Source organism: Shinella sp. HZN7, assembly GCF_001652565.1.
In the GTDB taxonomy this organism is placed as follows: domain Bacteria; phylum Pseudomonadota; class Alphaproteobacteria; order Rhizobiales; family Rhizobiaceae; genus Shinella; species Shinella granuli.
Genome location: NZ_CP015736.1, coordinates 4081981 through 4094386, shown reverse-complemented (window position 1 = coordinate 4094386; position 12406 = coordinate 4081981). Strand labels below are relative to the sequence as shown.

Below are 12406 nucleotides of genomic sequence, written 5' to 3'. Positions count from 1 at the left end.
AAAGGGGCGAGCGGCTGGTTCTCACGCCTTGCCGAGATATTGCTCGTCCGTCACCTGTTCCAGCCAGGTCACGGGCGAACCATCCTGCGCTTCGGCGACGGCGACGTGGGTCATCGCGGTCTTGTCCGTCGCTCCGTGCCAGTGTTTTTCGCCGGGCGGGAACCAGACGACGTCGCCCGGGCGGATCTCCTCGATCGGCCCGCCCTCGCGCTGCGCCCAGCCGAGGCCTGATGTGACGATGACGGTCTGGCCCAGCGGATGGGTGTGCCAGGCGGTGCGGGCGCCGGGCTCGAAGGTGACGATGGCGCCGCCGGCGCGGCCGGGCGCTTGCGCCTTGAAGGGCGTGTCGAGGCGGACCTTGCCGGTGAAATAGTCGGCCGGGCCTGGCGTCGAGGGGCTGGTGCCGTTGCGCTTGATGTCCATATCCGTCTCCTGATTCTGCTGTGCGGATCATATACCGGCAAGAATGCTGGCGAAGCCGCCGGAGACGATTTATGAGAACGGCGCAGGGTTTCAAGGCGGTGCGGAATGGACAAGCGGCGGATCGGGATCGTCGGCGGCGGGCCGGCCGGGCTGATGGCGGCGGAGGTGCTTGCGGCGCGCGGCCATGCGGTGAGCGTGCTGGAAGCCATGCCGACCATCGGGCGAAAGTTCCTGCTGGCCGGAAAGTCGGGTCTCAACATCACCCATTCCGAGCCCTATGACCGTTTCGCCGCCCGCTTCGGCGCGGCGGGCGCGCATCTGCGGCCGGCGCTCGATGCCTTCACGCCCGAAGATCTGCGGGCCTGGGCGGAGGGGCTCGGCACAAAGACCTTTGTCGGGTCCTCGGGACGGGTGTTTCCGGTCGCCATGAAGGCCTCGCCGTTGCTGCGGGCCTGGCGGGCGCGGTTGGAAGGGCAGGGCGTCGCCATCCGCGTGCGCCATCGCTGGACGGGGTTTGCGCCGGAAGGGCTGCGTGTCGAGACGCCCGATGGCGCGGTCGTGATGGCGTTCGATGCGGTCCTGCTGGCGCTCGGCGGCGCGAGTTGGCCGCGGCTCGGCTCGGATGCGGCCTGGGTCGATGGCCTTGCGGAACGGGGCGTCGGCATCGCGCCCTTCCGCCCGGCCAATTGCGGTTTCGACGTGGACTGGTCGCCGGTCTTCGCCGAGCGCTTTGCCGGCGCGCCGGTCAAGGGCGTCACGGCGCAGTCCGCGGCGGGCACGATCCCCGGCGAATTCGTCGTCTCGAAGACGGGCATCGAGGGCAGCCTCGTCTATGCCCATGCGGCGGCGCTGCGCGATGCGCTGGAGGCGTCGGGCGCGGCCTCCCTCACGCTCGATCTTGCACCCGGGCGCAGCCTCGCGCGGCTTGCGGCCGACCTGGCCCGGCAGGGCGGCAAGGCGAGCTTTTCCAGCCGGCTCCGCAAGGGCGCGGGCCTCGACGGGGTCAAGGCGGCCCTGCTGCGGGAATGTGTCCGTGAGGTCCCGGCCTTGCCGCCCGGCGCGCTGGCCGCGGCGATCAAGGCGCTGCCGGTCCCTCTCGTCCGGCCGCGGCCGATCGCGGAGGCGATTTCCGTGGCGGGCGGCATCCGATTCGATGCCGTCGATGCGGACTATGGGCTGAAGGCCCTGCCGGGGGTCTTCGTGGCCGGCGAAATGCTCGACTGGGAGGCGCCGACCGGCGGTTACCTGCTGACGGCCTGCCTTGCGACCGGTCGGGCGGCGGCCGAGGGTATCGATCGCTGGCTGTCCAATCGGGCGGGTTAAGCCCGAGCAGTCAGCCGCGCCTCGGCCGGGTCGGCGCCTGGCTGAGGCTGGCGGCCGCATCCTTCAGGCAGGTGAGGTAGCGATCGCGATTGGCCAGCCCGTCGTCGCGCGGGGTGACGAGGCACAGCGTGGCGGCGGCATGCCCCTCGTCCATGACCGGCACGGCGAAGCAATGGGTGAAGCTGTCGACGATGCTGTTGAAGGTGAAGAAGCCTTCGTGCCCGGCCTGGCGCACCTCGGTGAGGAAGGCCTGCGGGTCGAGCCATTCGCCGCCCGGAAGCTGGAAATCCTGCGGCGGGATGAAGGCGAGGATCTCCTCGTCCGTCATATGCGCAACGAGCAGGCGGCCGGAAGCGGTCCACGGGATCGGCACCGATTGGCCGATATCGGTGGAGATGCGGAAGGGCCTTGCGCCCTCGCGCATGTGCACGACGGTGTATTTGTTGCCATCCAGCATGCAGAACTGCGCAGTCTCGCGCGTTTCGCCGGCCAGCCGCTCCAGTGCCGCCTCGCATTCGCGGGTGAAGTCGAAATGGTTCTCGTAGGCCGCGCCGAGGAAATAGAGTTTCCGCCCGAGATAGACGCGGCCGTCGCCGCCGGTGAATTCCAGGATGCCGTTGCGCAGGAGGAGGTTCACCAGCTCGTAGACCGATGAGCGCGGCGCGCCGATCTGCGCGGCGATCTCGTTCGGCTTCAGCGCCTGCCGCTTCTGGCGCAGGAAATCGAGGATCTCGAAGGCGCGATCGAGCCCCCGGGCCCGCTTGCCGCCTGCATCATCCGCAATAGCATCCATCTCGTCTGTTCCTGCCTTCGTCCTCGTCACGCTTCTCCCGCCGCCCGTGCGATCTGTCAATCCGCGGCGGCCGGTCGTCGTCGCATGCGAAATTTTCGACCTCCCCTTGCAGGGCGGAAAATTCGGCATAAGATCACATCGTCCATTATAAGGATCATATGTTCAATATATTGGACATTAACGGATGGCAAGCCCGTATCTGCTGCCGCAAAAAAGGGGAACGACATGAAAACGCTTGAAAACAGCCCGACCGTTTCGCGGCGCAGCCGCCTTCTCGCGGGCGTCGCCGCCGCTGCGGCCATCCTTGCCCTTTCGGCCGGCAGCGCCTCGGCCGCCGCCAATTGCATCAAGGGCGACCGCAAGGCGCCCTATACGGTCGGCTGGGCGAACATCTATTCGGTGCCGACCTGGATGAAGCAGACCGAAGGCACCATTGCCGCCGAGGTCGAGGAGCTGAAGACGGCCGGCCTTGTGAAGGACCTGATGATCACGGACGCGCAGGGCAACGCCCAGACGCAGATCCAGCACATCCAGTCGATGATCGACGCCAATGTCGATGCGATCGTGGTCATCGCCGGCTCCTCCAATGCGCTCGACCGCGTCATTTCGGATGCCTGCGACAAGGGTATCGCGGTGGTGAACTTCGACAGCCTCGTCAACACGGACAAGGTGACGGCGAAGATCAACACCGATTCCAGCGAATGGGGCGCGGGCGCTGCCAAGTGGCTTGCCGACCAGCTCGGCGGCAAGGGCAAGATCATCGTCATGAACGGCCCGGCCGGCATTTCCGTCAGCGATGACCGCCGCAAGGGCGCCCAGCCGGTGCTCGACGCCAATCCGGGCCTCGAAATCATCACCGAGACCAATACGGAGTACAATTCCGCCCCCGCGCAGGAAGCGATGACCAGCCTGCTCTTCGCCAATCCGGAGATCGACGGCGTGCTCTCGCTCGGCGGCGCGATCTCGGCCGGTTCCGTCATGGCCTTCGACCGCCAGGGCCGCGAGCAGGTGCCGATCACCGGCGAGAACGCCCGCCAGTTCCTCGAACTGTGGAAGGAAAAGGGCCTGAAGGGCTGGGCCACCATGCAGCCGAACTGGCTCGGTGCGCTCGCCGTCTACACGGCCGTGCAGGCGCTGGAAGGCAAGGACGTGCCGGCCTTCGTCAAGGTGCCGCTGCCCGTCATCGACGACAGCACCATCGACACCTACCTCGCTCGTGCAGACCAGTTCCCGGCCGACGGCTACATCTACTCGGATTACGACAAGGCGCTGTTCGACAAGCTGCTCGCCCAGTAATTCCGCGAAGGATGCCGTCATGACGGAAACAAGACCCCTGCTGGAGGCCCGGCAGGTGTTCAAGGGGTTTTTCGGCAATCCCGTTCTGAAGGGCGTCGACATCGCCCTTCATCCGGGCAGGGTCCATGCCCTGCTCGGGGAGAACGGCGCGGGAAAATCCACGCTGATCAATCTCCTTTCCGGCGCTCTCCAGCCGGACGGCGGCGCCATCCTCGTCGATGGCCGGCCGATCGGGCGTTTCAGCCCGGCCGCCGCCCGCGCCGCGGGCATTGCCGTGGTGCAGCAGGAGCTGAGCCTCACCGCCGACCTGTCGATCGCAGAGAATATCGGGCTCGGCGCCTTTCCGCGGCGTTTCGGCCTCATCGACTATGCCGCGCTTCAGAAGGGCGTGCGGGAGGTCTGCGCCATGGTGGGGCTCACCGAGCCGCTCGACATGCCGGTCGCCGATCTTTCGCTCGGCCGCCGGCAGATGGTGGAGATCGCCAAGGCGCTGTTCCGCAAGCCGCGCGTGCTGATCCTCGACGAGCCGACCTCCTCGCTTTCCGCGCATGAGGCCGGCATTCTCGCCCGCCTCATCGGGACGCTGCGCGATCGCGGCACGGCGCTCCTCTACATCTCCCACCGGCTCAACGAGGTGCAGGCGCTCTGCGCCCATGTCACGGTGCTGAAGGACGGCGGCGTCACGGCGGACCAGTCGCTGGCCGGCATCGACGGCGAGGGGCTCGTGCGCCTCATGGTGGGCCGCGAGACGGGCGATCTCTTCCCGCCGCGCCCGGTCGCCGCGCCCGGCGCGACGCGCATAAGCGTCGAAAAACTCTCGGCCGGCCTCGTGCGCGAGATCGGCTTTTCCGCCCGCGCCGGCGAGATCGTCGGCATCGGCGGCCTTGTCGGGCAGGGGCAGGAAGACCTGCTGCTCGGCCTTTACGGCGCCATTCCAGCACGGGCCGACCATGCCGAGGTCTCCGGCCTTCCCCGCCTGCCCGCCCATGTCGGCGAGGCGAATGCCGCGGGCATCGTCTATGTGCCGGCGGATCGCAAGCATGAGGGGCTGGTCCTGCCTCATTCCATCGCCGCCAATCTCATCCTGCCCTCGCTCGGCCGGCTCGCCCGCCGCGGTTTTCGCGACCGCGCGGCGGAGGCCGGGCTGATCGCCGACCTGGCGCGGCGCCTGACGATCAAGGGCGACGTCGCCCGGCCGGTGCAGGCGCTCTCCGGCGGCAACCAGCAGAAGGTGGCGCTCGCCAAGTGGCTGCCGCTCGATCCGTCCATCCTGCTGCTCAACGATCCGACGCGCGGCGTCGATATCGAGACCAAGCGCGAGATCTACCTCATGCTGCGCGCGTTTGCCGCCGAAGGAAGGCTCGTCATCCTCGCCAGCTCCGATACGCCGGAACTCGTGCATCTGTGCGATCGCGTCGTCGTGCTGCGCGAAGGGCGCGTCGCGGCCCGGCTTTCCGGCGCGGCGATCAGCGAGGAGGCCATCGTCGGCGCCGCCATGGGCATCCACGAACAGGGAGAGGCCGCATGAGCGCCGTTCCGTCCTCCGGTTGGCTTTACGGCGCCATCCAGCGCGGCCGCAATCGCGGCCTCGGCGGCCTCTATCTGGTCGTCGCAGCCTTCCTCGTCCTCTATGCGGTGCTGTTTCCCGGCATCCTCTCCGTCAGCGGCTTTTCCAAGTTCACGCAGAACTGGTTCCCGCTGGCGCTCGTCACCATGGCGCAGGCGCTCCTGATGCTGAACGGCGGCATCACGCTTGCCATCGGCCCGCTGGTCAGCCTCGGCGCGGTGATCGCGGCGACGACCATGGGCGGCGCGCTGGGCGTTCCCGGCGGCATCCTCGCCGTCGCGCTTGCCGGTCTTGCCATCGGCGCCGTCACCGGCGCCATCGTCGCCCATCTGCGGCTGCCGGCCATCATCGTCACGCTGGCCGGTTCCTTCATCATCACCGGCGTCGCGCTGATCCTGCTGCCGCGTCCGGGCGGCTTCATTCCGGACTGGCTGTCGACGACGCTCGCCGGCCACACGCCGGTCGCCTTCCTGCTGCTCGTCGCCATCCTCCTCGGCTGGAAGGCGTTCCTGGCGACGCCGCTCGGCATCGGCATCTATGCCGCCGGCGACAACCCGATCGGCGCCTTCCGCTCCGGCGTTCCGGTCGAGCGGGTGAAGATCGTCGCCTTCGCGCTGTCCGGCCTGCTGGCGGCGCTGGCGGGCCTCTTCGTCGCGGCGCAGACGGGCTCGGGCGATCCGGTCATCGGCACGCCCTCCACGCTGAATTCCATCGCGGCCGCCGTGCTCGGCGGCGTCGGCTTCCTCGGCGGCAAGGGCACGATGCGCGGCGCGATCTGCGGCAGCCTGCTGCTCTCGGTCATGATCAACGTCATGTTCTTCCTCGGTTTCCCGCCGGTCGCGCAATATGTCGCGCAGGGCCTGATCATCGTCGGCGCCGTGGCGGTGCCGGAACTCTTGAAGCAATGGAGGGCAAGGCGATGAAGGCCGCGAAAGCCGTGTTCCGCAATCCGCCGCTCCTGACCTTCCTCCTGGTGGCCCTCGTCTGGCTCGTCGCCAGCCTCACGCTGCGCGGCTTCGGCGCCTACGGGCACCTGCGTTATCTCCTGGAGCTTGCCGCCGTCATCGGCATCGTCGCGGCCGGGCAGACGCTGGTCATCCTGATGGGCGGCATCGACCTCTCCGTCGGGGCGGTCATCACCGTCACGGCGATCCTGCTGCCGCTGATCTCGCCGGCCGCCGACCCGACCGGCCTCGTCGGCATCGTGCTCGCCCTTGCCCTCGCCACCGGCATCGGCCTCCTCAACGGGGCGGGCGCGGCCTATCTGCGCGTGCCGCCGATCATCATGACGCTCGCCATGGCGACGTTTCTCCAGGGGCTGCTCGTCATCGTCGCCGGCGGCAGCGCCGTCACGGTCGGCAATCCGGCGGTCATCCTGCTCGGCCAGGCCCGTCCCCTCGGCATTCCCGCCGGCATCCTCCTCTGGATCGCCGTCTCGATTGTCGTGCTCCTCATCATCCACCGCATGCCGCTCGGCGCGCGCTTCCTCGCGCTCGGGGCCAATCCGCTGGCCGCCCGGCTTTCCGGCGTCAGCGTGGCCAGGAACACGCTGCTCCTCTATGCGCTGTCCGGCTTCTTCGCGGGGCTTGCCGGCATCCTGGTGCTCGGCATGAACCGGCAGGGCTATGTCGGCATCGGCGATCCCTATCTCCTGATGTCGATCGCCGCGGTCGTGCTCGGTGGCACCTCCATCCTCGGCGGGCGCGGCACCTATGCCGGCACCATTCCCGGCGCCATCCTGCTCGTCACCACCACGGCGCTGATCACCGTCGTCAATGCCTCGCCGGGCTGGCGCTCCATCATGTTCGGCTCGCTGATCCTCGCGCTTCTGCTCATCTCCGGCCGCGAGGCGCGGCGATGACGGTGCGCTATGTCGGGCCGGTGATCGACCCGCATCACCACCTTTGGGACCTCTCGCTGAAGCGTCACCCCTGGCTGGAAAGGGCGCGGACAGAGGGCGGGGAAATGGTCTATGGCAGCCTCGCGCCGATCCTGCGGGACTACGGCGTGGAAGACTACCGCCGGGATACGGCGAACCAGAACGTGGTGGCCAGCGTGCATGTCGAGGCCGGCTGGTCCGATGCCCACCCGCTGGAGGAAAGCCGCTGGCTCGCCGGTCTCGACCGGACGTCCGGCGTGGCGAAGCGCTGCGTTGCCCGCGTTCCGCTCGACAGTCCCGACGCCGCCCGCCTGATCGAGGCGGAGGCGGCCAATCCCGACGTCGCCGGTATCCGCGATATCGTTAGCTGGCATCCGGAGCCGGCAAAGAGCTTCGCCTCCCGCGCCCACCGCATGGCCGATCCCGCCTGGCGCGCCGGCTTGTCCCATCTCGCCCGGCACGATCTCGTCTTCGACCTCATGCTCTATCCCTGGCAGATGGACGAGGCGCTCGATCTCGTGCGCGCCTTTCCGCAGACGCTCTTCGTGCTCAACCATGGCGGCAGCCCGGCCGATCGCAGCGCGGAGGGCATGGCGCTCTGGCGCGGCGGCCTTGCGGCGCTCGGCCGCGAAGAGAATGTGCGGCTGAAGATCTCCGACCTCGTCGCCTATGACAATAAGTGGACGCCGGAAAGCCTGCACCCGGTGATCGCGCATTGCCTTACCTGTTTCGGCCCTCGCCGGGCGATGTTCGCCTGCGATTTTCCCGTCGCTGGCCTGCATGCCTCGTTCGACGCGATCTATGCCGTCTTTCGCGGGGCTGCCGAACCGCTGTCGCTCGACGAGCAGCGTGCCCTCTTCTTCACCACCGCCAACGACACCTATCGCCTCGGGATCGCCGATCCCGTCGCGGCCAGGGGAGGAAATCATGCCTGACCTTTCCGTGACCGGACCGGACAATCCCGTGATCGACGACCGTATCCGCGGCTTTCCGCCGGGCCATGCGCCCCTGCCGCTCGATGCCGTCGGCAGGCAGGGCTGGAAGCCCTATGACGGCGCGATGGCGCTGCCGCTGATCTCGCTCGACCAGGCGGCTTTTGCCGGCAATGTCGCGCTGATGATGGACTATGTGCGCGATCACGGTATTGCCATCGCGCCCCATGCGAAGACGCCGATGTCGGCGGCGCTTGCCGGCGCGCTGCTGGCGGCCGGCGCCTGGGGCACCACGGTGGCTGATATCCGCCAGGCCGCCGTGCTGCTGAAGGCCGGCCAGCGCCGGCTGATCCTCGCCAACGAGATCGGCGGTGCGGCGGCCGCGCGCCGGCTCGCGGCGCTTGCCGCAAACCATCCCGATGCGGAGCTGCACGTCTTCGTCGATTCGGTCGACCTGGTCGACGCCCTGCGGGCCGCCTGGCAGGGGCGCAAGGGCCTCCCGCCGCTCGGGCTCCTCGTCGAGCTCGGCGCCGGCCGTGCCGGGGTGCGCAGCGCCGAAGCGGCGGGCGCGATCCTTGATGCCATCCTTGCCGCGGAAACGCCCGCCTTCCGGCTCACCGGCATCGCGACCTATGAGGGCGCCGCCGCAACGGCGGACGCGGAAGAGACCCTGCGCCGGATCGACGGGCTGGTGGCGCTGACGGCGGCCTTCCTGCCTGGGGTCCGCGCCCGTGTCGGCGATGCGCGGCCGCTGATCGTGACGGCGGGCGGCTCGGTCTTCTTCGACCGGGTGGTGGCCGGCCTCTCCGCCGCCGTCGCCGCCGATCCCGACAGCCGGCTCGTGCTGCGCAGCGGCGCGATCTTCTTCCATGATCACGGCGTCTACGAGCGCGGCCTTGCCGGGCTGGATGCCCGTGCGGGCTTCCGCTTCGGCGGGCAGGTCCGTTTGGCCGGTAGCGGCTTCAGGCCGGCGCTGCGGGTCTGGGCCGAGGTGCTGTCGCTGCCCGAGCCGGGCCTTGCGATCTGCGGCATGGGCCTGCGCGATGTCGCGATGGACCAGGGCCTGCCGCGGCCGCTGGCGCTCTATCGCGACGGGGCATTGCTTGGCGGCCTTGCCGGGGCCGACGTGCTCCGCCTCAACGACCAGCATGCCTTCGTTTCGCTTCCCGCCGGCAGCGATATGCGTATCGGCGACGTGGTCGAGTTCGGCATCTCGCATCCCTGCACCTGCCTCGACCGGCACGCGATCCTCTACGGCCTTGCTCCCGACCACACGGTCACGGCGGCCTATCCCACCAGCTTCGGCTGACCCTCCCACGAAGAAAGGAAAATACCCCATGATCCAGCGTTACCAGAAGGGTTCGCGCATGAGCCAGGCCGTCAGCTATGGCGGGCTCGTCTATATTGCCGGCCAGGTCGCGGAAAACCGCAAGGCTGGCCTCGAGGACCAGACGCGCGACGTGCTCGGCAAGATCGACGCCCTTCTGAAGGAAGCCGGCACGGATCGCTCGAAACTGCTCGCCGTCAATGTCTTCCTGCCGGCGATCGTCGATTTCGAGGCGATGAACGGTGTCTACGATGCCTGGATCGACCCGGAGAACCCGCCGGCCCGCGCCTGCGTCGAGGCCCGCCTTGCCGATCCGGACCTGCGCGTCGAAATGACCGCCGTCGCCGCGCTCTGACATCCGCGCCCGAACTGGAGCCACCATGCACAGCGGCCTCGTCAATCCGATCGATCTTTCCCGGGACGGCCGGCAGGCCGGGCATCTCGCCATCCCCTATTCGGTCGACCGCTCGCCCTATTACCAGATCCGCATCCCCATCCTGCGGCTGAAGAACGGCGAGGGGCCGAGCCTGCTGCTGATGGCGGGCAATCACGGCGACGAATACGAGGGTGAGCTCCAGCTCGGGCGGCTGATGCGCCGGCTCGACATCACGAAAATCCGCGGCGCCGTCACCATCCTGCCGATGGCCAACCTGCCGGCGGTGATGGCGGCGAAGCGCTGCTCGCCCTTCGACGGCGGCAATCTCAACCGCGCCTTTCCCGGTGATCCGGCCGGCACGCCCACGGCGCGGCTGGCGCATTTCCTCGAACACGATCTCTTCCCGCGCCATGACGCGGTGCTCGACCTGCATTCGGGCGGCACCTCCATGGCGCATCTGCCCTGCACGCTGATCGAGCGGCAGGCGGATGCCGCGCGCTTTGCGCGCTCGGTCGCGCTGATGCGGGCAATGGGCGCCGCGCATGCCTTCATCGCCGATAACGGACCGGCGGCGCCGACCTCCATGGGCGCGGCGGGACGGGCCGGCACGATCGGCCTTTCCGGCGAATTCGGCGGCGGCGGCACGGTGACGCCGGAGAGCATGGCGTTCACGGCGGCGGCGATCGACCGGCTGCTCATGGCACTCGGCATTGCGGATGCGCCGGTGCTGTCGCGCGTGCCGCTTGCCGCCCCACCGGCCCTGCAGCTCCTGTCGCTGTCGCGACACAGCCAGGGCATCCATGCGGACCGGCGCGGCTGGTTCGAGCCCGCCGTGCCGCTCGGCGCGACCGTCTCTGCGGGCGATCTTGCCGGCTGGTATCATGATCTCGAACGGCTGGAGCAGCCGGAGGAGGAGCTGCGTTTTGCCGAAAGCGGCATCGTCATCTCGCATCGGCTGCATTGCGACAGCCAGGCCGGCGACTGCCTGATCCAGGTCGCCGAGCCGATCGACGGTTGAGACCTCAGGTGATCGCGCTGACGGTTTCCTTCACCCAGTCGAGGCGCTTTGCCGGAATGAGCCCGTAATTGTAGAAGTTCACGCCGTCGGCACCGGCCTCGACGGCGGCCTTCGCACGGGCGGAAAGGATGGCCGGGCCATCGACCTCGGGATAGAAGACGCGCAGTCCCAGACCCAGGAACTTGTCCGGGCCGAGCATCGCCCGGCCGGTGCGGATGACGTCGCCGACGGCCTCCGGCGCCATGTCGTAGCAGCAGAGGATCGCGCCGTCGCAGAGCTTCCCGACCGCTTCGAGGTCGACGCCGCCGAGCCAGCCGTCCTTCAGGTCGATCAGCACGATGCGCGTCGCCGGGTCGGCGGCCGCCTTGATCTCGCCGATCAGGCTCGTCACCGGCTCGGTGCGCCAGGCGAGGAAGGCGTGCAGGTCGGGGTGATCGCGGAAGGCATCGATGCCGGCGGCGGGGAAATCGGGGAACTGCTTTTCCGGCACCGCGCGCTCGCACAGTTCGGCGATGAAGCGCGCCACCGTTTCTTGGGCGCCGTCCACCGGCACGCCGGCCTTCCGGGCGCGGGCGGCGCAATGGTCGCAGAAGCAGAGCGACAGGAGGAAATCGTCCTCGGCATTGAGGCCGACGCCGTCCTTCTCATGGTGGTATTCGTGGGCGAAGCCCATGAAGTTGGGGCTTTCCAGCTCCAGCATGTCCGGCCTGTGGTTCACCGTTATGTCGCGGACCAGCGTAACGACATAATCGCGCGCCGCCGGGCTGGAGGGGCAGAGGTTGTAATGGTTGGCATTGCCGAAGGCGTTGCGGGTCACATGGTCGGGATGCAGCATGCCGAGGCGGGTGTTGTGCAGGCAGACCGTCCAGCAGGAGACGGCAAGGCCGGTCGTCGCGCGCGCTTTGGTCAGGGCGTCCAGCATGTCGCCGCGGTCAGTGACGTTCTGCGCCATCAGGGGGCGGATTTCCTTGCCCTGCCACAGCGCTTCGTCCGGCCGGAAATAAACGGTGCCGTCTTCCGGGAAATAGGCCTTCTGTTGCGGGCTGCGCGGCTGGAGGAAGCGGCCGGCATGGTAGGCGGTCGCAAGGCTCACCGTGTTGAGGCCGGCGCGGCCGGAAAGATCGGCGGCAAGCGCCTCCAATCCCTGGTCCTGGATGTCCCAGGGATAGGTCCACATGGAAAGATGCATGGCGTGCTCCCGGCGAATCTGTCCATTTTATAGAACATGTGTCCATAATAGTGTCTAGACGGATTTTTGTCCGTCACGGGCGGCCTTGCATCGCTGAAAGATTCGTTCGCCGTCCCCGTCAGGCCGGATCATGCGTGACGGCGCGGAACCGGTGGAGCGGGCCGTGAAGGCCCCACTTGGCAGTTTCGACGCATTGGATGTCGCGAACCGGAGGGATTCCTTGCAAGAGCCGGCGTAGCTTCTGGCCATTGCAGGGCTTGCGCAGAGGCAAGCGGCCTGAAAT

12 protein-coding genes are annotated in these 12406 nt (G+C 68.3%); 9 read left to right on the top strand and 3 right to left on the bottom strand.

The window, feature by feature from the left end:
* Positions 1–21 precede the first annotated feature (21 nt).
* Entirely contained in the window at positions 22–423 is a 402-nt protein-coding gene (locus shn_RS19670; RefSeq protein WP_064331925.1) for a cupin domain-containing protein, read from the bottom strand.
* 105 nt (positions 424–528) lie between these two features.
* Here shn_RS19670 and shn_RS19665 point away from each other — a divergent pair, with 105 nt between their 5' ends.
* Complete coding sequence (locus shn_RS19665; protein ID WP_064331924.1) at positions 529–1746, top strand: TIGR03862 family flavoprotein; 1218 nt, start codon at positions 529–531, stop codon at positions 1744–1746.
* Between the two features lie 10 nt (positions 1747–1756).
* On the opposite strand, the gene shn_RS19660 is transcribed toward shn_RS19665, so the two are convergent.
* Entirely contained in the window at positions 1757–2539 is a 783-nt protein-coding gene (locus shn_RS19660; protein WP_064331923.1) for an IclR family transcriptional regulator, read from the bottom strand.
* A 225-nt stretch (positions 2540–2764) separates the two neighbouring features.
* On the opposite strand from shn_RS19660, the gene shn_RS19655 reads away from it, so the two are divergent.
* The 8 genes from shn_RS19655 to shn_RS19620 are packed head-to-tail and all read left to right on the top strand — an operon-like array spanning position 2765 to position 10934.
* Positions 2765–3835 carry an ABC transporter substrate-binding protein gene (locus shn_RS19655; RefSeq protein ID WP_064331922.1) on the top strand — a complete coding sequence of 357 codons (1071 nt, stop codon included), beginning with the start codon at positions 2765–2767 and terminating at the stop codon, positions 3833–3835.
* A gap of 19 nt (positions 3836–3854) precedes the next feature.
* Positions 3855–5363 carry a sugar ABC transporter ATP-binding protein gene (locus shn_RS19650; RefSeq protein WP_064331921.1) on the top strand — a complete coding sequence of 503 codons (1509 nt, stop codon included), beginning with the start codon at positions 3855–3857 and terminating at the stop codon, positions 5361–5363.
* A complete protein-coding gene (locus shn_RS19645) occupies positions 5360–6325 on the top strand; it encodes an ABC transporter permease (RefSeq protein WP_064331920.1) in 966 nt (321 codons plus the stop codon). The genes shn_RS19650 and shn_RS19645 overlap by 4 nt, the downstream gene beginning before the upstream one ends.
* Positions 6307–7263 carry an ABC transporter permease gene (locus shn_RS19640; RefSeq protein ID WP_371328574.1) on the top strand — a complete coding sequence of 319 codons (957 nt, stop codon included), beginning with the start codon at positions 6307–6309 and terminating at the stop codon, positions 7261–7263. The genes shn_RS19645 and shn_RS19640 overlap by 19 nt, the downstream gene beginning before the upstream one ends.
* Positions 7260–8216 (top strand): amidohydrolase, encoded by a 957-nt coding sequence (locus shn_RS19635; RefSeq protein WP_064331919.1) that lies wholly within the window; start codon positions 7260–7262, stop codon positions 8214–8216. The genes shn_RS19640 and shn_RS19635 overlap by 4 nt, the downstream gene beginning before the upstream one ends.
* Positions 8209–9522, top strand: coding sequence for an alanine racemase (locus shn_RS19630; protein ID WP_064331918.1), 1314 nt, complete (start codon positions 8209–8211; stop codon positions 9520–9522). Before shn_RS19635 ends, shn_RS19630 begins: the two co-directional genes overlap by 8 nt.
* A gap of 28 nt (positions 9523–9550) precedes the next feature.
* Entirely contained in the window at positions 9551–9895 is a 345-nt protein-coding gene (locus shn_RS19625; protein ID WP_023514656.1) for a RidA family protein, read from the top strand.
* 25 nt (positions 9896–9920) lie between these two features.
* Positions 9921–10934 (top strand): succinylglutamate desuccinylase/aspartoacylase family protein, encoded by a 1014-nt coding sequence (locus shn_RS19620; protein ID WP_064331917.1) that lies wholly within the window; start codon positions 9921–9923, stop codon positions 10932–10934.
* A gap of 4 nt (positions 10935–10938) precedes the next feature.
* Here shn_RS19620 and shn_RS19615 read toward each other — a convergent pair whose 3' ends face one another.
* Positions 10939–12123, bottom strand: a complete 1185-nt coding sequence (locus shn_RS19615) for a hypothetical protein (protein WP_064331916.1) — start codon at positions 12121–12123, stop codon at positions 10939–10941.
* Between the last annotated feature and the right edge of the window lie 283 nt (positions 12124–12406).